Here is a 21,872-nt window from a genome sequence, read left to right on the forward strand (position 1 = left end):
ATTTCATCACATTTGTTAGAAAAATCAGGGGCACCCCCACATAAGGATGCCCCTGAAAGAAAACAGACTCTAGGCGATATCCCTCCGGATGAAGCTCATCTGGGAGAAGCTCTTCTTGAAAGGCGATTCACCGATCTTCTTAACCTTACCCATGGCAATCTTATAGTTGTAGTTCATTGTCATAGGATCAGGTACTCTTGGTGCAATCGAATTGAATGCCTGCTTTTTATCAAGGAAGTTGGTAAAGGTTACCCCCTTCTTAATGGCAGGTGTTACGATTGCCACGGCAGAGAACTCACCTGATTCAAACTTGAGGTGTCCACGCTTTTTGAGACCGTTGAAGTACATGTCGTCACCTTTCACACCAAGGTTGAAGTCCTTCTGGATTGCAACCCTGTCGTTGGTTACGGTCACCATATCACCGGACTCGATACCCCTCTTCTTAGCATCAGCAGGGTGAATCTCGATGAAGTTCATGGGCCATCTCTGTTGGATATAGGCACGTCTTTCCGTATCATCGAATCCGGATTGCCATATCTCGTTGATACGACCGGCAGTTACCCAGAGTTCACCGTCCCTCGGCTTGAGATAGTCATGGTACTGGTTCCAATAGAAATTCCATGGCGTTTTCATCAGGTTCAGCTTACCTGTCTGTGATTTAAAGGCCATAATGTTCTTCTTGATAACCGTAGGACCCTCGGGACCGGTTTCCGGTATGGCGAACTTCTTATTTTTATTACGGTCATACCAGTGCTGCCTCGGTGTTTCCATGATCTTGCCGTCAACCCAGAGAAGCGGCGCCTGATAACCCTGCGTACCTCTCTTGGCCAGGAAGTCATGAGCTTTCATACCGGCCTTCCTTGCGGCAACCTTAATTGCGTTGAAGTCAGACCTGTGACCACGGCTGAACCTGCAAGCCTCCTCGAATACATCGTTGGAGTCTTTCCAGTCGTAACCGTCAAAGCCCATCTTCTTGGCAAACATAGAGACGATCTTCCAGTCTGGTTTGGCGTCACCCGGTGCATCGTAGAACTTAGAATAAAGACGGATACGCCTTTCACCGTTCTCCCTGGTAAAGCTGTCTTCACCCCATGTTGCGGCAGGAAGAATAATGTCGGCATACTGGCTGCCAACGGGATCGATGAGGTAGATGTCCTGATTGACGACAACCATACCACCACTGTCTACCCTCTTCTTGAGTGTTTCGATAATTTCTTTCTTATCGAAGCTCTTTACCTGGTTCGGATTGAGCTTGACCTGTCTCTTAAAGCTATCCTGCATAGCTGCAGAACCGGCCATGGCCTGCATCCAGGTCGTTCCAACTACATAGGCAAATCGCAGGTGGCCCGCTTCAACCCAGCGGTCAAGATCCAGTCTATGACGCCTTCTGCCGGGGAACTTGTAAGGTGACCTGATACCGGGGTAAGGGCCACCGCCCCTGCCGCCACGCTGATGTCCACCGAGACGGGTTACAGCACTTCCGGGCTTTCCACCTGCACCGCAGATAATTCCAAGTACTCCAACTGAGGCAGTGTTACCCCAGTTGTTTGACCAGTAATTACCTTTCTCGATACCGATTGTAAGCTTACGGCGCTTGCCTCTTTTCGGCTTAGCCATTAATTCAGCTGCTTTGTAGATCTTCTTTACATCAATTCCGCAAATCTTGGCAGCAACCTTCGGATCGGCTGACTTTTCACCGAGGTTCCACTTTTTATAAGCTTCGATGCCGTTAACGACGCCGATCTTACCCCATGTGGTTCTCCACTGCCATGGTGTATTACGCGTTCCCTGGCCGAATCCGGAGTCCGTCTCCCACTTATTGTTAACAAAGCGCTTGATGAATTCCTTGTCTTCCCATCCTTTTTCAAGGATGACCCTTGCAATGGCGTTGTGCAGGGCCTGATCGGTTCCAGGCGTAATATCGATCCAGAGGCCGCCATTCTTTTCTATATGGGCAACACCGGCAGTTCTTCTGGGGTTGACCATGATAACCTTGGTCTTGTTTTTCTGGATTCCTTTGAGAATCCACTCATTCCAGACGATTGTTTTCGCTTCATAGGGATCGGTCCCTGAAAGGAAAATTGTGTCTGCAAGAGAGAAGTCCTCGTAGGCTGCGGGAAAGATGTCATAACCGATATCTACCCAACCCGGAACGGAGTTAACGATTGCCGGGTGGTCATGATGTGCCACAGCCGGCGTCCCGATATTCCTGAAAGCAAGCTTGGTAAGTGCAAAAGTGTTCTCATAGTATTGGTAACTAAAGTACTTGAGACCCCATGCATTCTCACCGTGATTTTTAAGAACATGCCTCGAAACATCGGCCATAATGTCCAGGGCAAAGTCCCAGGTAACAGGCATGAGCGTATCATGAACCCTTACCATAGGATATTTGAGCCTGTCCTGGGTAGGGCTCTTAGGATTGTATACTTTCTGGGCAATACATCCGCCACGTATACTGGCGTCTCCGCCGACGTTAACGACCTTTGAGTCACCATCAGGTACAACGGCAATATTGTAAAGCTTACCTTTATAGGCAGCCTGTGTTACCTGGGTTGGACTTACCCAGTTACCGGATCTTCCCGGAATGCTCGTAGAACCGGGCAGAACAAAATCCCTGTTTAGAGCATTCTGGCTCTTCTTGGGTCCACCGGGCTTTGCATTTGCAGGCCAGCGGTAGACCTTGTAGCCGCATGCAACGATACAGTAATCGCAACATGTAGTGAGCACCTCTGCGTTTTTAGGCGGAAGAGGCACTCTGTCTTCTGGCTGATAATGTGGTGTTGACATAGTATATACCTCCTATCCTTTCAAGTTATCGTACCGGCCATAAATAAGACCGATAAGTCCGACGGCATAAATGTCGTCTCCCTCGACTTCGAGGAGAACCTGTGGAAGGCTCTGCGTTGCATGACCGGTGACGATCATACCGTGCCTCGTCAGGTCAAAGGTAGACTGATGGAAAGGACAGGGTCCGAGAGCTTTGTCTGCGGACTGATAGAACCTTCCCATGGGGCCACCCATATGTGTACAGAGCGTATTAAAAGCCACAACATCTTTCTTTCTTCCTATCCCGCCTCCGGCAGGCGTCCCGAGCTTAACAAGTATGCTCTGGGAATTTTTGCCGTCATCGGGATATTTGAAAGTCAAAGGCTTGTTGGCCTTCAGCTTACTGAGCCTTCCGATCTTCTTTTTCGGATAGGTAGTCACTTCAGCCGCTATGGCCTTTCCTTCCAGACCGGGAATATTGTTGAGAAGTACCGTAGTTGCTACGGCAGCACCGCTCCCGATAAGAAAGGCCCTTCGGCTTATGCAACGGTCATCATTTTTACTATTTTCCATAGCTTAAACCTCCTTAATATTTGATGCCCTGGGCATCGAGGTAGAACTCGATTCCAGTGATTTTGGCCTTCTTCTGGGTCAGGCGCTTTACATCAGGGAAGGGCTTCATTTTGGGAACCTTGACGGAACCGATCTTGATTTCCTTACCACTGATCTCTTCGAGGAAAGCAACGAGAGCTTCCTTCTCACCATCAGTCAAGCCGAGAGGTTTGAGGATCTTCGTCTTGGTACCGTACTTTTTGGTAAAGTCGTTCTCACCACCACCATCGTTGTAGAAATCAATGACTTCTTCGAGGGTAAAGAACTGACCGGCATGCATATAAGGCGCCGTATACTTGAGATAACGAAGCGGTGCTGTCCTGAATTTACCGAGATCCTTTTTTTGCTTGGTTTGGAAATAGAGGCCCAGGTCGTCTTTGTAGTTCCTGTATTTGTCCTCATAGACACCCTTGGCATAAAGCTCAAACCTGAAAGTGATCTGATTAAGACCTATCGTCTCCCACTCTTCAGGCCTCGGTACACCGATATTATAAAACTTCTCGTCAGTCAGCATAGGACCATTGTGACACTCAATACAGTTGGCCTTACCTTCGAAAAGCTTCATCCCTTTAACGGCCTTCTTGGAAAGGGCGCTCTTCTTACCTTTCAGATACTTATCAAGTGGAGACTCCCACTTGCCGACCTGCGAAAGCGCACCACGCTCAAAAGCAGCAATTGCCATATAAGCCAGTGGACGAACATTAGGCTGCTCTGCACCGTAGACCTTTCTGAAAAGCTCTACATACTCAGGTGTTTGACGAAGACGCTCATCCATCACGTCCAGTTCACCATTACCGGCAACACCACCCTGTGCGGCAGATTTAGCCTGCTTTTCGAGACTCGTTGTCGATCCGGCCCAGAAAACCTTGTTCAGGTACCCTGTATTGACAACGGTCTGGCAGTTTCTCCAGTGGACCGTACCGGGATAACCACGGCAGATCGGTTCGTTAAATCCCCAACCCTGTTCGGGATGGTGACAGTCTACGCAAGCCAGACTTGCGTCACCTGAAATTTTAGGATCGAAATAGAGCATTTTTCCCAGCTCGATCTTTTCAGGCGTCATAGAGTTATCCATGGGATCCGGCACAGGGCCCAGAGGGGCGAGTGGCGGATCAAAATCAGGATCTCCCTTTGCAAAGGTGGACGAAGCAGCCATTAAAAAAGCAAGGCATGTCACCACCATCAGAGGGAGGGCCACTTTATAAATTCTTTTATTCATGATTAAACCTCCCGTCTAATTCTTTTTATTGAGCCAGTCTTCGATCACAGGATATTCCTGCGGGATCTTGGGTGGATCAATTTTTCCAGGTTGTTTAGGACTGCTTAAACTCTCCAGGAAGGCAACGAGTTGCTTTTTCTCGCCGGAGCTGAGTCCTAACTTCTTAAGTTCCCTTGCTAGAGGATCATCATGCCCGCCACCGTTATTGTAGAATTCAACAACATCCTTCAATGACTTAATGGTGCCGTTATGCATGTAAGGAGCGGTGTACTTGAGTTCCCTCAGCGTAGGGGTAATGAACTTTCCTACGTCAGCATATTTTTTGCTGGTAAAGAAATAACCCACGTCTCTTCTCCACTGTCCCCCTTTGGGAACACCGTATGTGGTCAGAACCGCACGGTAGGTGGCATGCCTGACGGCATTTTTGAACACTTCGAGGTTCTCGGCAACACCCGTATTATGCGGTTTGCCATCTGAAAAGTAGGAGCCGTTGTGGCACTTGATGCAGCCTGCCTTACCTTTGAAGAGCTTCATACCGGCCTTGGCATCTTTTGACATATTACCTTTGTCGAAAGGTGCGTCACCGGTGGAAACAAGCGTTTCCACATAGGCGATCAATGCTTTCCTTGCCTTACCGGAAGAGCACTCACCGTTGAAGTTTTCCTTACACATTTTCACGTAAGTAGGATCCTGTTTCATCCGCTCATGAAGTATTCTCATGTCCAGGTTCAGGATAGTCGTTTCAGTGATCTGGTCCCTCATCACATCGTTCAGGCTGGAACCCATGCGGCCGTCCCATCCCCATCCCACATCCGAGAAGCCACTCTTATAAACGACATTTAAAAGCGTTGCCGAATTCCTGAAATAATCGGAACCGGGATATGCCTTTGACAGTGGCTGTCCATCACCGAAACCCTTTCTCGGATCGTGGCACGTAGCACAGCTGATAGCGCCATCACCGGAAATCCTCGCGTCATAGAAAAGCCGCTTGCCCATTTCAACCATGGACGCCTTAGGGGCTTTCCTTTTCGGCAGGGGTCCGATGTCTTCACCGGCCATAGCTACCGTGGGAGCAGCAATGAAAAGAGTCACTGCACCCAACAGAGCGAGACCGGACATGGCTAAGATCTTTTTCTTCCCCATGTCTTACACCTCCATATTTTATTGTTTGCTAAATTCAAAGTTTGACTCGACTTTACCCTTTGCAGGCACGGTTACCTTGGTCTTCTGAACACCGAGCTTGGGGTGCCATGCCTTTAAAGTATATTCACCGGGCGGAACGTTATCAATTTTATAGGTCCCGTCGGCATTAACCACAACAGCATAGGGATGCTCAGGAGCCAGCATGAAACCGAACATGAAGTTATGGGCCTCACAGTTGAGCGATATATAGGAAGAACGTCTCGGCTTGAGCGCTTTCTCAATATCACCCTTATCAGGCTGACCGAAGTTAAAGAGCGTCCTTTTAATAGGTTTTCTTCCTTTTTTCTCGACTCCGATCATTTCACGCATATTGATGTTATGGAGTACGGAATCACTATTCCTGATAGTAACGTTCCCCCGTTTAACTACCTGAGCCCAGGGAGTAAAACGACAGTCTTTCTGGTCGACGATATATTTGCCGCTTTTGGGAGCCGACCACTTTTTCCCTTTTTTAACCTTGTCTAAAAAGACAAATGTCCCTCTAAGTGCGTTGCCCTTGATATCGACCCATACAACCTCACGGTAACCTTCACCGCATATTTCAGGGTTTTTTGTAATGGATATCTTCTCCACTGCATTGTCAGGAGCAGCCCCTTTAAAGGAGACTTTACCTGATACACTGCCGCCATCACTGACGTCACCCTCTTTGTAAGCGGCATGACCTGCCATGGGCACGGCAATCATAAGGGCCGTCAAAAGTGCTGAAAGCTCAAATTTTATACCCCATTTCACTTGCATACCTCCTATGCTGTTACATTAAGTCTAAACATGGCGGGCCTTAGCCCGCCATAGATCGACTGATTAGAATTTAACGTTCAGGTTAACCTGAATCCTTGTACGGTCATCTGTCAGGATCGCATCTTCTTCAACATACGTTGCACCTTTAGTCGTTAAACCGGCAATAGTGTAAGTACCATCAGCGTTATCTGTTACTTTTTCCTTGGGCTCCATATCATAGTAGCGAATATCCAGGGATACTTTGCTAGCCAATTTGAAATCGGCCTGAACGCGGATACCATCGAAGTTACTCACACCGCTGCCTCCCGGATTGGGGAAGTTGTCCTGAGACGCCATACCATCGTATGGAGCGGCAAATGCCCCGACAGAGTAGCTGTAAATCCTGAATCCGAGCCAATCGGTAGCCTTAATCCTGGCCTGGGCAACGATAGCCGTCTCTTCTTCGTCTGCATCAGATTGGATGTAGTCAACAGCAACTCTCCAGATTCCACCTTTAAGCTGTGCACTGGCAGTGCTGTGGCTTTCAGCCTGCAATGCATCGCCCTCATTGGCAATAGAGACAGCCCCAAGAGCCGCCTTCAGCTTAAGCCCTCCAAAGCCTTGACCGTAAACTACCTGAGCCGTTGTATAGATTTCGTCATCATTAGGATTATCAGGTGTCCATCCAGCCTCAGTAGCAATAAAATAACCGGCATGAAAACCAACGGGGCCAGCTTTGTAGCCCAGTTGTATACCCTCATGTTGCAAATCCCCATCAAACACAACCTCTGTAGTGGCCCAGTATTTAGCCGCTGCCTTACCGAAAATAGCATTAAAATCAGCTACCTTGTAAGAAATGTATGCCTGGTCAAGGCCAAAGCTGTCACTGCCGCCGTCTCCAAGCGTCTGGTGAGGCGAATTTGCAGAACCTGCCTTGGTAGCGAGACGAATCTTGAGGCCCCAGTTTTCATCAACAGTGTACTTGGCGCCAATACGTGCACGAATACGATGACGATCACGCTCCTCTTTTGTAGTATGATCCCTGTCATCCTGCTCATACCTGTAACGTACATCACCGAAAAGCGAAAGATTGTCCCCAACCTCAACGCCCGCATAAGCAGGTAACGATGAGAACCCAAACATTAAAGCCATTAATAAAACAAAAAATCTTTTAATCATTTATAAACTCCTTTCATGAAATTGACTTAATCCCACACCCCGAAATCGAAATTAATCTTTCTTTATCACCTCCTTTTCTCAATTCCCGGCAGTTACATGTCCCTTTAGTTTCTTCAATGAGGAGGGGAATGCATTCTCTACCTTCACGCCCCGGTGATTACAACAAGGCGTTTTTTTATTCACATATTTCACATTTAAAAAGATGATTAACAGATGAATCAAGTAAATCTGTCATTTAATCATGAGTGGTAATAGCAACAGACATGCCACACTTTTTTTCCTCATAATTTCAGGAACTTAATCAGTTTATGAATGGCGATAATGCTTGAGTGTGGTTGGATGTTTACCAATAAGCCGGTAACCTTATTACCAGTTAAAAGCATAGTATACAAATGATATCATTGTATAGCAGAAGAGGAAGTGGCGAGTCTTAAAATAATTATTCCCCGGACAAGGGGGCGAATTGATTCGCTGATTTGAGCAGGTATAATCAAAGGTTCCCTTAACTATTTATGAAGACCATACTTCTTGAGCTTGTCCCGCAGGGTCAACCTCGATATACCGAGTAATTTGGCTGCCTTCGTTTTATTTCCACCCAGCATTTTGTGAACTTTAATAATATGATACTTTTCAACGTCTTCCAGTGTCATTTCATGGCTCTCACCCTGGGGCGCCGCTAAAGCATTTTCTCCGGCAGAAAGCAATTCACGGGGAAGTGAATCAATATCAATAGTCTCTCCTTTCGCGAGAATAACAGCCCGCTCCATAACATTTTTAAGTTCTCGTATGTTTCCCGGCCAGGAATAATTAAGAATCATATCTTTCGCTGCCCTGGAAATGCCCTTTATATTTTTTCCGAATACGGGATTATTCAAATCGATGAAATATTCAGCCAGAAAATGAACATCCTTTCTCCGCTCTCTCAAAGGAGGAAGCTCAACAACCATGACTTTTAAGCGATAGTAAAGATCTTCCCTGAATTCGTTTTTCTTTACCATCCTTTCAAGATTCCTGTTTGTTGCTGCAATCACTCTCACATCAACCGAGATATCACGTGTTCCCCCCAATTTTCTGAATGTCTGATATTCCAGAACCTGCAGCAATTTTGACTGCAGGTTAATGTCCATCTCTCCCATCTCATCAAGAAAGATCGTTCCTCCATCGGCCAGTTCGAAAAGGCCTTTTTTGCTCTGCCTTGCATCGGTAAAGGCCCCTTTTTCATAACCAAAAAGTTCACTTTCAAGGAGGTTTTCCGGAATAGCGCTACAGTTAATTTTGATATAAGCATTATCCCTTCGTTCACTGTTGCAATGAATGGAATTAGCTACAAGCTCTTTGCCGGTGCCCGTCTCACCCATAATAAGAACAGATGTTTTCGGTGTCCCCGATACTATCTGAATAAATTCCCTCACAAGTTCAAAGGCAGGACTTTCTCCCACCATATCGGGAGCGCCGAGGTCCTTCCGTTCATAGCGGCGCAACTCCACTTCCGATTTGAGCTGTCTGTTTTCCGTCGCCTTATCGACGAGAAGCTTTAACTCATCCAGTTCAAAAGGCTTGTTTATATAATCATAAGCGCCTTCTTTCATTGCCAAAATGGCAGTTTTAACATCGGGGTAGGCTGTCATGACAATGACAGTCGTATCATCATCAAAAGACCTGAGTTCTTTCAAGACATCCAAACCGGACCTGTCGGGCAACCTCACATCGAGAAGAGCAATATCAACCTTCTGGCTTTTAAATATCTCCAGGGCGCTGCCGGCCCTTTCCGCCGTAAGCACTCTGAAATCACGACGAACAAAGACCTCGGAAAGGGTTTTTCTCATTGTCTCTTCATCTTCTACAATTAACATGGATTGTTTCATAAGCACCTTTTTATATTTAAAATACTATTCTATGTGGTTCACTGGAAATAACAGGTCAAATGTTGTGCCTTGACCAAGAATACTTTTAACTCTGATATCGCCTCCATGCTCTTCGAGAATTCGATGAACGATGGAAAGGCCAAGGCCCGTTCCATCAGATTTTGTAGTAAAAAAAGGATCAAAGACCTTACTCATATCTTCAGATGAAATCCCTTTCCCCGAATCTGCAACGGAAACCTTGAGCAGATCACCCTCTCTCTCTTCATTATTAATGACGATGCTTCCGCCGGAGGGCATGGCGTGAATGGCATTGACAAAGAGATTGACAAAAACCTGTTTGAGCAGGTCCTCGCTTATCAATACCTCTGCCGGTTCACTTTGCCGCTCATCTATAATGGCAATATCATTCTTCTCAGCCTCTTTTTCAATCATAAACAACACTTCATCCAGTACATAATCGATGTCACAGCTTCCAATCTTCATGCTCACCCCGGGGTGGGCAAAGGTAGAAAATGTCTTGATAAAAAGGTTTAACCTGTCTATCTCTCTTAATATCCTGTCAATATACTCTTCCTGCTCCCCGCGAAAGGGGGCCACCTCTTCCATTGACTGGATCACTGTTTTGATTGCGGCAAGGGGGTTTCCGATTTCATGAGCAATCCCGGCAGAAAGTTCACCAATAGTTACAAGCTTATCGGCATGAAGGAGCTGTCTTTCCATCATTATCGTTTCATCGATAAGGCGTTGACGTTCACTGACATCACGAACAACCATCATCGATCCATAGCGTTTGCCTTCAAATGCAACAACAGCTGCACTGATCTCCAACTGCTGGGAACCGACAGTCATGGAAACCGTACTTGAGGGAACCGGTGATTGCCCCGACAAAAGCGCCCTGATTTTGTCGGGGTTCTTGTGGCATCCCATGATAGATTGGCCTATCTTGCCGTCCTTTTTTACACCGAGGATTGCTTCGGCAGCAGGATTCATAATGAGAATATTATCTTCTTCATCAGCCACAATAATTCCTTCACTGGCACACATAAGAACACTTTCAAACTTGTTTTTCTCAAGTTCCAGTTCCTTCGTTCTCTCAGCTACTTCATCTTTAAGCGACTCATTCCAGTTAAGAAGCTTGTTTCTCGATTCCTTAAGAGTAGAGGTCATGTTGTTGAACTGCTCCGCCAGCATCTCTATTTCATCACCTGTCTTGATATTGATTTTATGATCAAAATCACCCTCTGAGATGCTTTCAACGCCCCGGTGAAGCATAACAATCGGTTTGGCAAAGCGCCTTGCCAGCCAGATACCCACAATAGAAACGGTAAGAATGGTAACAGCGCCTATCATCATATTCGTCTTTATAAGAGACGACACGGAGGCAAAAATATTCTTCCTGGGATAAGCCATAGCCAGAACCCAGTAATCTTTCGAAGTCTTGTCACCGGTAAAAATGGGATGATAGGAAATAATCTCCTGCTCCGTTCTGACTGTACCGGGACTTCCCGACAAGAGATGGGCAACCACATTCTCTGAAAAGTCCCCGCTCAAATCATTGATTGATCCAATTTTAAAAGATCTGCTGTCAAGTTTAAGACTATTAATATGGGAAAGATAAAAGTGGTCTTTATTAACGAGAAAGGTCGTCCCCCCCTTGGTAATATCTGTCTTTTGAATCTGGTTAATCAAATAGCTGGCAAAAAGATTGATAACGACAATCCCTTTTCTTTCCCGCTTGCTGTTAAAAACAGGCGTTGCCACCCTGACAACCGGTTTTTCAGGGAGTTCTATGACTCCGCGCTCAATGTTAAGATCCATGGGAGAAACGTAGCACTCCTCCGCCCAATAACTCATTGTTTTCTTAAAATAATAGCGGTCTCCCTTGAACTGGAGTTTTTCACGCGTGACAGCTTCCGCTTCATCACCCTGGTTATTGACCCTGACCAGTTCAAAGCCATTTTCGTCAATATAGCGAATCTGATCATAATAAGGCCTTGTCTGGGCGATAATAAGAAAAGCCTTTTCCAGACGGTTTCTGAGTCTATGAAAGACTGATTTATATTCACCTTCCCCTAAATCAACCATATCCCGCATAGCTACAGTTTTACTCAAGTACTGCACATCACGGTGTATCGTTTTCAGGAATTGCTCCGAATCATGCGCTTTAGAGGAAAGCTCAAATTCAAGGTGGCGAAGCGTTGCGTCTTCAAGAATATAAGTCGAATACTTTTCTCCGGAGATACCGGCCAGATAGGAAGGAACAATCGCAAAAAGCAGGAGGATGATAATCAGTTTCCTCCTGATGCCGAAAGGCTTTATTAACAGTTTTTTTAAATTCATTGCATTGCTAAATTCTTGATCTTTCAACATGCGCCAGCGCTATTTATTAATAAGAATTTCAGGTTCTTTAAGAATGGCTTGACAGGCAAAACCGGACCACGGAGAGAGTTAACGGTCCATATGACCGGACATTTGGGCCTGCATCTTTTCTCTTGCCTCTACCAGACCCGCTTCCACCACCTCTTGATCAACATTTTTTATGCCCTTTAAACCGGCATACCCTTCAACACTCTTTCTCGCTGCATCACGCATAAAGCCCTCAGGTACACGCGCCAACCGCTTAAGGGCGCACTCTGTCCACTGAAGATTATCACCTGGCTCGACGCTGTCCTCACCTCTCGCTTCAAGTACCATCTCTTTAGAAATGACACTTAAATGCCTCACATGGGCCTGTTTTTCCAGCTTTAAACGTATCTGTTTTTTTTCCGCCTCATTACCGATCTCCTGGAGGAGACAATGTGCTTCTGCGGTCCAGTTCAATTTACGGCCATCAAAGGTCTCACCGGCAATGGATCCTTCATCTCCCGTCCCGTCATCGCGGGAAGCCTCTATTATTTTAAAGGTTTCCCCCCCTTTGGCGCAGACAGGACATACCTTGGGGCGCACCTCATGATGGACGTATTTACAGGCGGGACACTCAAAAGAAAGAGAAAACGTTTTATATTCTTCCATTGTTTCCTCCTGCGGGCCGTCATCAAAGTTTATTCCCATGACCCTTATTGCTTCCGGTGGCAAAAGCTTTCTAACAGCATTATCGACAACGCCGGCAGTAATCATCGTATACCCTTCCGCAACGGCGTGCTGCTGAATAGCCTTCATAGCCACGCCTTTGGCCATTGCCGGCACGGTCTCCATTTTAGCCTTCGCTTCTTTTGTCCACATGATAGTCTCATCGGCCTGATATTCCAGGGGCGGTTCAAACTTTGTTTCCGTCAGCAGAATGTTGCAGGGAGCCATACGCAGAATATTTTCCGCATTACTTCCAAGATCAATATCATCATCATTGTGAATCCCCGTCCGACCGAGGATGAGCAGCCAGGGCCGGTCTTTATTCACATACTCCAAAACCTTTTGCCAGGCCTTGCCGTCAAGCAAGGTTGTTTCTATTTTATGGCCATTATCATCTGCAATTCGTCCGGCAATATCGAGATTCCCCTGGTAAACCTTTGCCAGTCCCGAATCAATAATATCTTCATGCAGCTTTTCCTGCTCCTCAAACTTAAAAACTTCTTTCGCCTTTTCCGTTAATACCTCTTTTAGAGAATCAAACATGACGTAATGGTAATAGGGATCAAAGGCAGAAACCGCTTTTACCTTCTTGTTAAATTTATTAGCCAGATCAAGGGCGACTTTTAAAGCACCATAGGAGCGCTCACTCCCATCGAGACAAACGACAATGGTATCACTTTGATACTCGCTATTTTCTTTAACGATGAGCACATCCCGTTTGACTCTTCTTGTTACCCGGTCTGCCACAGAACCTAAGATTGCTCCCGGCACTCTGCCAAGACCATGAGCGCCCATAACGACCAGATCGTAGTTATTTTCCTCGATATCACGAACAAGTTCCTGCCAGTTTTTTCCCTCCAGCGAGACACCCTCAAATTGGAGACCAATCTTTGCACAACTTTTCGCCATGACGCCTAAATAGGAATCCGTAATAAGCTCCAGGCCCTTGGTAATAAGCGAATCATGAATCTTTCGCTGCCTTTCCAGCCGGCTTTCTTCATGAAACTGCGCAGGAAGTCCGCTTTCCATCGTCTTAAAACGTTTATCATGCAGTTTGGCTGCATAAACGTGACTTCCCGTTAAACGTGATTTATTCATCCCTCCAACTTTAAGGGCCAGGTCGACAGCGGCATTTGACAGATCGGAGTTATCAACAGGAACATAGATATTTTTATACATAAGGCGTCCTTTATAAAGTTATATTCAGGGTAAAAGCCCATTAACGGGGAAAGATCTATCAAAAAACATACCGTTATATAAAATCATGAAAAGAATTTATAATTGCAGGAAGGCATTAACAGATAAACAGCAATAAAAACTTTGAAAATTAATTTTTTATCTCATAGCAAAGAAGAGCCTTTCCTTACGGTAACTGCTATAAGAACAGAATTATCGGTAAATATCTTACCACACCCCCCTGCCCTACTGGTAGTTTTTTTACCACACAGATCCTCCGTGTATGCCGTCAAAAAAATAATGAGAATTTAACTTTATGAAATCACGCTCAGAATAGCCCCTGCTGTGCACAGGGATGAAGGGCATCCCCCATGGCTCTCCCCCTTCACCAGGATGGCGGAGATCCTGTTAGAAAATTAGAGGCCCTCCCCTTTAAGGAGCAGGACATGGCGCTTTATGAATTTATTCCCCCTTTCATCAAATAAGGCCAAACAGTGAAAGAGGAATTATTTCCTTTTCTTATTTTTCATTTGATATTCCCTCTCCTATACTTTAGTATTAAGAATAACCTACCCTAAGGTCCTTAAAAAGGAGTCTTCTTTATGAAAAAGAGTCTGAACTTTAAGTTTTTAGCCCTTACATTCCTCTTTTTCACACTTTTATCATACGGTTGCCTTAACAATAAAGCCTATGAAAACAAGGCGCATGTCGTATTCAAGTGGCAGCTTCACACGGAGAATACAACTTCCACCGGTTGGATAAAAGCGCATGGTTGGGTAATCAACAAAGGAAGCAAAAGAGCCGATTGGGTAACGGTTACCATCTATTCCATCGACCCGGAAACGAACATTGTCGTTGATAAAAAAATGATTGATGTTCAAGGCACGGGGCCAAACAAACGGAGTGTGGAGCCCGGAGCAGCAGCTCGTTTTGACGCCAGGCTCAATTCCAAAAGGAAGCATCATTACAAATACAGGCGGGAAGTTACCTGGGTTGAAGCAGCACAATAAACAAGCCTGCCGGTTAGCGACTATTAATACCATTATTTCATACCTGCTCTCACCTTCCGGAATTTCCAGGCTATTTAGTGTCCATCCAGAAACGATAATCAATCAAACTATGTTTTCAATCAGGAATTAGCGCCATGAAAGAATTTAAGGAAGCCGAACTGCTTGCGCCTGCCGGAAGTATTGAAGCTTTTTTTGCCGCCATTGATTCCGGCGCCGATGCCCTCTACGCAGGTTTAAAATCATTTAGCGCCAGGGGCAGAGCGCGAAACTTTTCTATTGCCGACCTGGAAAAAGTCATTCCCTACGCTCATTCCAGGGATAAAAAAGTCTATATTGCCCTCAACACCATTCTAAAGGAAGGGGAACTTGAAAAGGTAATCTATGATCTCTCTGCCCTCTCCTGCCTTGGAGCGGACGCTGTAATTATCCAGGATCTCGGCCTTTATCGTATATTAAGAACTTATTTCCCTGACCTTACTATCCATGCCAGTACGCAAATGACGGTCCACAACAGTGCCGGTATTAACCAACTGGCTTCCATGGGATTTAAAAGAATTGTTGTTGCACGTGAAATGACGCTAAAGGAGATCAAAGCCGCCAAAAAGAAATCGGACGTTGAAATAGAGGCCTTTGTTCATGGATCAATGTGCTTCAGCTATGCCGGTTCCTGTTTTTTCAGCAGTTATCTCGGAGGAAAGAGTTCCAACCGCGGCGTCTGTGTTCAGCCCTGCCGAAGAGAATATCGTGACGGCCGGGAGGAAATGAATCCCTTCTCCATGGGAGATCTCTCTACCATTGAACTCATTCCTCAAATCATAAAAGCCGGAATAGATTCCTTCAAGATCGAGGGAAGAATGAAATCGGTAGAATACGTGGAAAATGTGGTCAAGGCTTACAGAATGGTCATGGATGCCGAGAATAACAATCAAAAGGATGCAATTGATCAGGCAAAGGAACTCCTTAAAGATGTCATGTCACGCCAGCGCACGTCAGGCTTCTTTCTCGATGAAAGACCGCTATCGATTACCGTTCCGGGACGAAGCGGTAATATGGGAAAATTTGCAGGAAAGGTAATAAAGTGCGTCGGCACAAGAGCGCTCTTTAAGTCAACCATAGACCTTCACACCAGGGACAGGTTAAGAGTACAAAATGTAAAAACAGGGGGAAGAACGGCTTTTTCACTCAGGCAGATATGGTTGAAAGGTAAAAAAGTAAACCAGTCAAAAAAGGGAGATACCATAGAGATTACTGTTCCCGGCAGTTTAAACAAAGGGGATGCCCTTTTCAAAACGACGTCCCATGAGCACCGCGGTAAAAACATTGAAGCCAAAAGACGGCTTGATAAAATAAAAGGCATCAAAATTCAGGAGGAAAGCAAGCTACAGGCAGCCGGGCTTTTAGAGAAACTGCTGAGAGAAAGCATAAGCCCGCCTAAAGATGTCCATCCGGCAGGAACGCTTGTTCGGGTAGGTGATCTGAGAGATGTACCGAGGGTTTCAAGCCAGTGCAATGGCCTTATCATTCCTCTTGTGAGGGCCACCATTCATAACCTGAAAAAGCATCTAAAAAGGCTTAAAGCCATGAAGGAGCGTATTGTCTGGTCTCTTCCACTGGTCATCCAGGAAGGGGAAATCCCCTTTTATAAGGATGTTATTGACTTTCTTGGGAGGGAAGGGTTTGCCAACTGGCAGGTTTCCAACATCAGTCATTTTAACCTTTTAAAGGACGGTCACTTTAATATTAGCAGCAGCCACTATATTCATGCGCTAAACAGCGCTGCCATACAAAGCTTGTCCGACCTCGGCTGCTCCAGAATAACGCTTTCCATCGAGAGTGACGGCAATAACCTGGAGGCCCTTGTGAAAAAGGGAGCAACAGCCATGGGGGATCTCCTCGTCTATTCTCACCTGCCCCTTTACGTGTCACGGGTAAAATGGACAAAAAAGAAGAAAGGCCTCGGAGGACAGGAAGGCGGCGAATATATCCCGAAAGAGCGTGATGGCCTGACCTATGTTTTTGCCGAAAAGCCCTTTTCCTTCTTTGGCTATATGAAGCGATTCAAAAAGATGGGCTTTAAGAACTTCCAGATCGATCTCAGCGGCGAGAGCAGACAGCGTGACAATTACCAGGAAATATTGAGCAGCTATAAAAGTGGAAAATGGCTTGAAGAATGCTCTTCCATGAATATGGAGACGGGCCTGGAATAATTATTTATAAAATAATAAGCCTTTCTGCCGTTTATATCATTTTCCACGAAAACTGTGGAAAAAGCGCTTCTTTTTCTCATTTCCCCCCCTAAAAGTCCGTTCCAATGGGGTAAAAAGTAAAATGCCTCTTTTCAAGCATTTATTCCCGCCTTTTTTATGCCGACCTTTGAAGGGCTTGCCTTTAGACAAGTCTATCAAAGGGGCTATCTCTAAAATTTCATGAGATAGAATTAATAGCGACTCACTTTATCCACAGCCGCTCTCTCAGCCTGTGGATAAGTACAAAAAATAAAGGTATTATCAGAACCTTATCTATTCATCCTCTCATCTTAAGGGCAGCATTTTTTTCACTCTTTCAAAGAGGGCCGGGTTCTGTCTTGTTAAAGTAATGCAAAGATTGACAGTCCGTACCTTTTACATTATTGTAGTGTCACTTTTTTAATAACTCCCTTCCCGGGGATACATTGATATTTTCAACAAAAGGAGAAATAGCCCTAATGAAAAAAGAGGCCATTCAAAAAGGCGATAGATTATCAGGATTTATTGTGGATCGTATTGTAGAGCTCACTGATCTGTCTATGACTCTTTTCATGCTTTCTCATGAAAAAACAGGCGCCCAATATATACATATTAAAAATGACGATGAAAACAATCTTTTTTCCATTGCTTTCAGAACGACGCCCATGGATTCTACGGGGGTGGCTCATATTCTTGAACACACCGTGCTTTGCGGATCAAAAAAATTTCCTGTAAGAGATCCTTTCTTTTCCATGCTCAAACGGAGCCTCAATACCTTCATGAATGCACTGACGGCAAACGACTGGACTATGTATCCTTTTTCAACACAAAATGAGAAAGACTTTTACAATCTTATGGATGTCTACCTCGATGCCACCTTTTTTCCCAATATAAGGGAGCTTAGTTTCAAACAGGAAGGATGGCGTGTCGAATTTGAAGAAACTGAGAATCGGGAATCAAAACTCACCTACAAAGGGGTCGTCTACAACGAAATGAAGGGTGCCATGTCTGATCCTGCTTCACTCATGCACAGGCGGCTTCAAAGGGCACTCTACCCTTCAAGTACTTATCACCATAACTCGGGCGGCGAACCGGCAAACATACCTGACCTTAGCTGGGAACAGTTAAAAGAATTCCATGGAACCTACTATCACCCATCAAATGCAAAGTTCTTTACCTATGGCAACCTGCCTTTGGAAAAACACCTGAAGGTAATAGAAGAACGTGTCCTGTCAGGCTTTGAAAAGCTCCATGTCGATAGTGAGGTTAAAAGAGAGAGAAGATATGAATCACCGCAGAGAGAGGAGTTTACCTACCCCATCGAGGCAGCCACTCCTGCTGAAGAACAGGCAAAAAAATCATTTGTCTCAGTGGCTTGGCTTACCTGCGACGCCAGGGATGCATTTGAGGTATTTACATTAAAAATCCTTTCAAGCCTTCTTCTCGGCAGCCCTGCGGCACCACTCTACAAGGCCCTTATGGACTCCAAACTCGGTACCCAGCTAGCGCCGGGAACAGGCTATGACGATGAAAACAGGGATACCTGCTTTGCAGCCGGTCTTCAGGGCGCCAATTGCGACGATGCCGGCGCCATAGAAAAGGTGCTTATTGATACACTTGAAAAACTGGCCGGGGAAGGCTTTCCCGAAGAGAGGGTGGAAGCCGTCATTCATCAGCTCGAATTCTCTAATAAAGAAGTGGTAGGAAATTATTATCCCTATGCCCTGAATATTCTCTTTCGCCTGTTTGGACCATGGCTTCATGACGGTGATCCCGTAAGTCCTCTTCTCATTGATGAACATATTGAAAGGTTGAGAAAAGAGATGAAAGCGGGGCCCTTCTTCCAGGAAAAGATCAAGGAATATCTATTAAACAACAGTCACAAGGTTCAAGTCATACTAAAGCCCGATACAGGTCTTGCAGCCAAAGAAGCGAATGCAGAAACTAAAAGACTGGAAGAGACAAGAAAGGGCCTCACTGAGGCTCAAATCGATAAAGTAATCAGTGACAGTCTGCTGCTGAAAAAAGAGCAGGAGAGTGAGGAAGATATCAACTGCCTCCCTACCCTGCAAATTGACGATATCCCCGATGAGAGCTACATTGCCCCCCATGAATATAAGCAGGTATCAGGTTTTGACAGCTACTGGTTTGACCAGCCTACAAACGGTATCAGTTACTTTACGGCACTCGCAAAAACCGAATCAGTTCCTGAAGAATTAAAACCTTATGTGCCTCTCTTTTGTTCCATCGTTACCAAAATAGGCGCCGCCGGTCACGATTATACGGAGATGGCTGAACGCATTGAAGCCCATACGGGAGGCGTCAGTACAGGGGCCAATCTCTGGGAGGATCTCAATGATCTCAGCAATTTTGATGAAGTCGTCGAATTTAACGGTAAAGCCCTTGTAAGCAAGCAGGAAGAACTTTTTGCCATTTTGAGAGATATCGTATCAGCTCCCGACTTCCGTGATTATAAAAGGCTGCATACACTTATCGGCCAGATAAAGACATCCATGGAGAATTCAATCCCGGGATCGGGACACAGCTATGCCAGAGGGCTTGCTTCCAGACATCTGACAAAAGGAGGAAAACAGCGTGAACAATGGTTCGGCATAAGTTATCTGCATTTAATCAAGGAGCTTGCCAAACTTAAGGAAGATGAACTGGCGCCGCTTGCTCATAAAATGGAAGCCATTGCTGCATCACTGGTGAACAAAAAAAGTTTGAAAATCTCTGTTGTTACAGAAAAGCGCTTTTTTTCAGGCATGGAGAAGGCAATGTTGCCCTTTATCTCTGCCATAAAAGAAGGAAGTGACATTTCATGTGAGGATGTCGACTTTACAGCCTCGCCCTGCGTGGAAGGATGGGGAACAAATGTACCCGTATCTTATGTGGCGCAGGTATTTAAAACGGTCCCTTACAGTCACAGTGACTCTCCTGCCCTGCTCGTCCTGTCAAAGCTTCTCAGAGCCTGTTACCTTCATAGAGAAATAAGGGAAAAGGGAGGGGCCTATGGCGGCTTTGCCTCTTATTCCGCTTCTGAAGGGCTCTTTTCCTTTCTCTCATACCGTGATCCTCACCTGGAGCGTACCCTAAAGGTATACAAAGATGCCATCAACTGGGTTATAAAAGGTGAGTTCAGTGATGAAGATTTAAAAGAAGCCATGCTCAGCACATTTTCCGATATTGACAAACCACTTTCCCCTGCCGGCAAGGGTGACAGAGAATTTGTCGCCCTATTGAGAGGACTTACAAGCGAAATGAGGCAGCTAAGGAGAAAAGCACTCCTTTCCCTGACGAGACAGGACATGGTCAATGCAGCCAGGGTTCATCTCAGAGATGGCCTGGAAAAAAGTGCTATTGCCATTATCTCGGGAACGGAGCGATTGGAAGAAACAAAAGACAGCAAAGATGGTTTGGATTTAACAATTAATCATATCTGACGGTCTGATTCCATGGAAGTTGTACTTAAAGAACTGGCCCGGGATAGTGTTATAAAAGACAGGGTTTTGAGAAAAAGGGCCAGAGACTGTGCAAGAATAAGCTTTACGAAACATTATGTCGTTTTCAGTGATGAGAAGGAAATTGCCTATCTTGCAATAGACCATATGCCCGGAACGGATTATTTGCTTCTCTATGAGATATTTATCAAAAAAGAATACAGAAACAAAGGGATTGGTTCCCGGGTTCTGGCCAGGGTAGAAAGCATTGCCGGAGAACTCGGTTACAGTAAAGTGGCACTCCATGCGGAATCCTTTGATAAGGATATCCCTAAAAAATCGATTGAAAACTGGTATATTAAAAGGGGCTACAGCCCCTCAGAAAGTCTCGAAAAAGCGTTGGAAAAGATCCTGTAAATAGATTTTCATTTTTTCACTTCTTTCGTATTGAGCTTGAATATTATTGAAATCCCTTTTTTTATCGCGCAAAGGCGCTAAGTTCGCAAAGGTTGGAAAGGTTTCTCTTCAAGGAGTCTGTCGGATTTAGGAACTTATAGCGAGAAAAAGCCATTTTTATTTAAGAACAAGTTATTTATTCTTAAGGAAACCCATGGCAATTATAAGGCAAAAAGGTCACTCTCAGGCAATCAAACTGCTACCCCTTCTTTTTATCACTCTCCTCTTAAGCTGTGCATCAGCTCCTCAACTTGGCGGGCCTGTAAACAAATATAACTTGAATAATGGAAGCTATGAAGGTAGCTATAAAAATGGCCCCAACAAGGCCAGAGTAAAGGTCACCATTGAAAGTAACAGGATTATTAATGTTGAAATCATTCAGCATTGGGCATGGCGGGGAAAAAAGGCGGAACCGATTATTGTGAAAAGGATAGTAGAAAATCAATCAACCAAAGTCGATGCCGTCACAGGAGCGACAAACAGCAGTAACGTTATTATGAATGCGGCGCAAATAGCAATTGAAAAAGCCCGGGTAGAAAAGTAAAAAAGGTATGGAATCTTTTTTTCTTGTCATTCCCTCGAAGGAGGGAATCCACATGTGATGATTTCTGGATTCCCCTTTTCACGGGAATGACGCTTTTAGAATTAGCCTGCAAGTTCAAACTAATAAAAAAAGCCCTGTCATTAGAACAGGGCTTTTATCAAGTAAAGAATCCACGACCAGAGAACGCGACCTTGCTTGAGCCCTAAAAGGGCTTGCTTTTCCTTCCCGTTAAAACGCAGCTGAGTGTAGCCGTTGACTGAGGATTAAGGGCACAAACTGTCTGAGCGAAGCGAGTTTTAGTAACTTAGAAATTTTAATTTCGTAAAGGCACTTATCCTACTTAGGGCTTGTGCCCGCCGAAGACAACGGTGGAAGGAGGGGAGTCCCGCCT

14 protein-coding genes are annotated in these 21,872 nt (G+C 45.3%); 5 read left to right on the forward strand and 9 right to left on the reverse strand.

Going from position 1 to position 21,872, the window contains the following annotated elements; genetic code table 11:
• Positions 1–69: 69 nt before the first annotated feature.
• From OEV42_05475 to OEV42_05515, 9 genes are all read right to left on the reverse strand, one after another.
• Positions 70–2,787, reverse strand: coding sequence for an arsenate reductase (azurin) large subunit (locus tag OEV42_05475; protein MDH3973711.1), 2,718 nt, complete (start codon positions 2,785–2,787; stop codon positions 70–72).
• A 12-nt stretch (positions 2,788–2,799) separates the two neighbouring features.
• On the reverse strand, positions 2,800–3,339 hold the full coding sequence (locus OEV42_05480) for an arsenate reductase (azurin) small subunit (GenBank protein MDH3973712.1): 540 nt from the start codon (positions 3,337–3,339) through the stop codon (positions 2,800–2,802).
• Between the two features lie 13 nt (positions 3,340–3,352).
• Positions 3,353–4,597, reverse strand: coding sequence for a cytochrome-c peroxidase (locus OEV42_05485; protein MDH3973713.1), 1,245 nt, complete (start codon positions 4,595–4,597; stop codon positions 3,353–3,355).
• Between the two features lie 15 nt (positions 4,598–4,612).
• Complete coding sequence (locus OEV42_05490) at positions 4,613–5,740, reverse strand: photosynthetic protein synthase I (GenBank protein ID MDH3973714.1); 1,128 nt, start codon at positions 5,738–5,740, stop codon at positions 4,613–4,615.
• An 18-nt stretch (positions 5,741–5,758) separates the two neighbouring features.
• Complete coding sequence (locus OEV42_05495; GenBank protein MDH3973715.1) at positions 5,759–6,532, reverse strand: carboxypeptidase regulatory-like domain-containing protein; 774 nt, start codon at positions 6,530–6,532, stop codon at positions 5,759–5,761.
• Positions 6,533–6,601: 69 nt separating this feature from the next.
• Positions 6,602–7,696: a putative porin gene (locus OEV42_05500; protein ID MDH3973716.1), complete on the reverse strand. Its 1,095-nt coding sequence runs from the start codon at positions 7,694–7,696 to the stop codon at positions 6,602–6,604.
• A gap of 506 nt (positions 7,697–8,202) precedes the next feature.
• Complete coding sequence (locus OEV42_05505; GenBank protein MDH3973717.1) at positions 8,203–9,561, reverse strand: sigma-54 dependent transcriptional regulator; 1,359 nt, start codon at positions 9,559–9,561, stop codon at positions 8,203–8,205.
• Between the two features lie 24 nt (positions 9,562–9,585).
• Entirely contained in the window at positions 9,586–11,901 is a 2,316-nt protein-coding gene (locus OEV42_05510; GenBank protein ID MDH3973718.1) for an ATP-binding protein, read from the reverse strand.
• A 108-nt stretch (positions 11,902–12,009) separates the two neighbouring features.
• Positions 12,010–13,809: a universal stress protein gene (locus tag OEV42_05515; protein MDH3973719.1), complete on the reverse strand. Its 1,800-nt coding sequence runs from the start codon at positions 13,807–13,809 to the stop codon at positions 12,010–12,012.
• A 599-nt stretch (positions 13,810–14,408) separates the two neighbouring features.
• Here OEV42_05515 and OEV42_05520 point away from each other — a divergent pair.
• The 5 genes from OEV42_05520 to OEV42_05540 all read left to right on the forward strand — a co-directional run bounded on the left by OEV42_05520 (position 14,409) and on the right by OEV42_05540 (position 21,481).
• Complete coding sequence (locus OEV42_05520) at positions 14,409–14,816, forward strand: hypothetical protein (GenBank protein MDH3973720.1); 408 nt, start codon at positions 14,409–14,411, stop codon at positions 14,814–14,816.
• A gap of 134 nt (positions 14,817–14,950) precedes the next feature.
• Entirely contained in the window at positions 14,951–17,023 is a 2,073-nt protein-coding gene (locus tag OEV42_05525) for a U32 family peptidase (protein MDH3973721.1), read from the forward strand.
• 497 nt (positions 17,024–17,520) lie between these two features.
• Positions 17,521–20,484, forward strand: a complete 2,964-nt coding sequence (locus OEV42_05530; protein MDH3973722.1) for an insulinase family protein — start codon at positions 17,521–17,523, stop codon at positions 20,482–20,484.
• 12 nt (positions 20,485–20,496) lie between these two features.
• Positions 20,497–20,898, forward strand: a complete 402-nt coding sequence (locus OEV42_05535; protein ID MDH3973723.1) for a GNAT family N-acetyltransferase — start codon at positions 20,497–20,499, stop codon at positions 20,896–20,898.
• Positions 20,899–21,091: 193 nt separating this feature from the next.
• Entirely contained in the window at positions 21,092–21,481 is a 390-nt protein-coding gene (locus OEV42_05540; protein MDH3973724.1) for an FMN-binding protein, read from the forward strand.
• Positions 21,482–21,872 lie beyond the last annotated feature (391 nt).

The organism is Deltaproteobacteria bacterium, from assembly GCA_029860075.1.
Taxonomy (GTDB): domain Bacteria; phylum Desulfobacterota; class JADFVX01; order JADFVX01; family JADFVX01; genus JAOUBX01.

What these genes read in the sequence shown, in the direction of transcription:
- OEV42_05540 (MDH3973724.1), top strand. Translation starts at nt 21,092, where the DNA reads ATGGCAATTATAAGGCAAAAAGGTCACTCTCAGGCAATCAAACTGCTA.
- OEV42_05530 (MDH3973722.1), top strand. Translation starts at nt 17,521, where the DNA reads ATGAAAAAAGAGGCCATTCAAAAAGGCGATAGATTATCAGGATTTATT.
- OEV42_05505 (MDH3973717.1), bottom strand. Translation starts at nt 9,561, where the DNA reads ATGAAACAATCCATGTTAATTGTAGAAGATGAAGAGACAATGAGAAAA.
- OEV42_05520 (MDH3973720.1), top strand. Translation starts at nt 14,409, where the DNA reads ATGAAAAAGAGTCTGAACTTTAAGTTTTTAGCCCTTACATTCCTCTTT.
- OEV42_05480 (MDH3973712.1), bottom strand. Translation starts at nt 3,339, where the DNA reads ATGGAAAATAGTAAAAATGATGACCGTTGCATAAGCCGAAGGGCCTTT.
- OEV42_05525 (MDH3973721.1), top strand. Translation starts at nt 14,951, where the DNA reads ATGAAAGAATTTAAGGAAGCCGAACTGCTTGCGCCTGCCGGAAGTATT.
- OEV42_05490 (MDH3973714.1), bottom strand. Translation starts at nt 5,740, where the DNA reads ATGGGGAAGAAAAAGATCTTAGCCATGTCCGGTCTCGCTCTGTTGGGT.
- OEV42_05475 (MDH3973711.1), bottom strand. Translation starts at nt 2,787, where the DNA reads ATGTCAACACCACATTATCAGCCAGAAGACAGAGTGCCTCTTCCGCCT.
- OEV42_05535 (MDH3973723.1), top strand. Translation starts at nt 20,497, where the DNA reads ATGGAAGTTGTACTTAAAGAACTGGCCCGGGATAGTGTTATAAAAGAC.
- OEV42_05485 (MDH3973713.1), bottom strand. Translation starts at nt 4,597, where the DNA reads ATGAATAAAAGAATTTATAAAGTGGCCCTCCCTCTGATGGTGGTGACA.
- OEV42_05510 (MDH3973718.1), bottom strand. Translation starts at nt 11,901, where the DNA reads ATGAATTTAAAAAAACTGTTAATAAAGCCTTTCGGCATCAGGAGGAAA.
- OEV42_05515 (MDH3973719.1), bottom strand. Translation starts at nt 13,809, where the DNA reads ATGTATAAAAATATCTATGTTCCTGTTGATAACTCCGATCTGTCAAAT.
- OEV42_05500 (MDH3973716.1), bottom strand. Translation starts at nt 7,696, where the DNA reads ATGATTAAAAGATTTTTTGTTTTATTAATGGCTTTAATGTTTGGGTTC.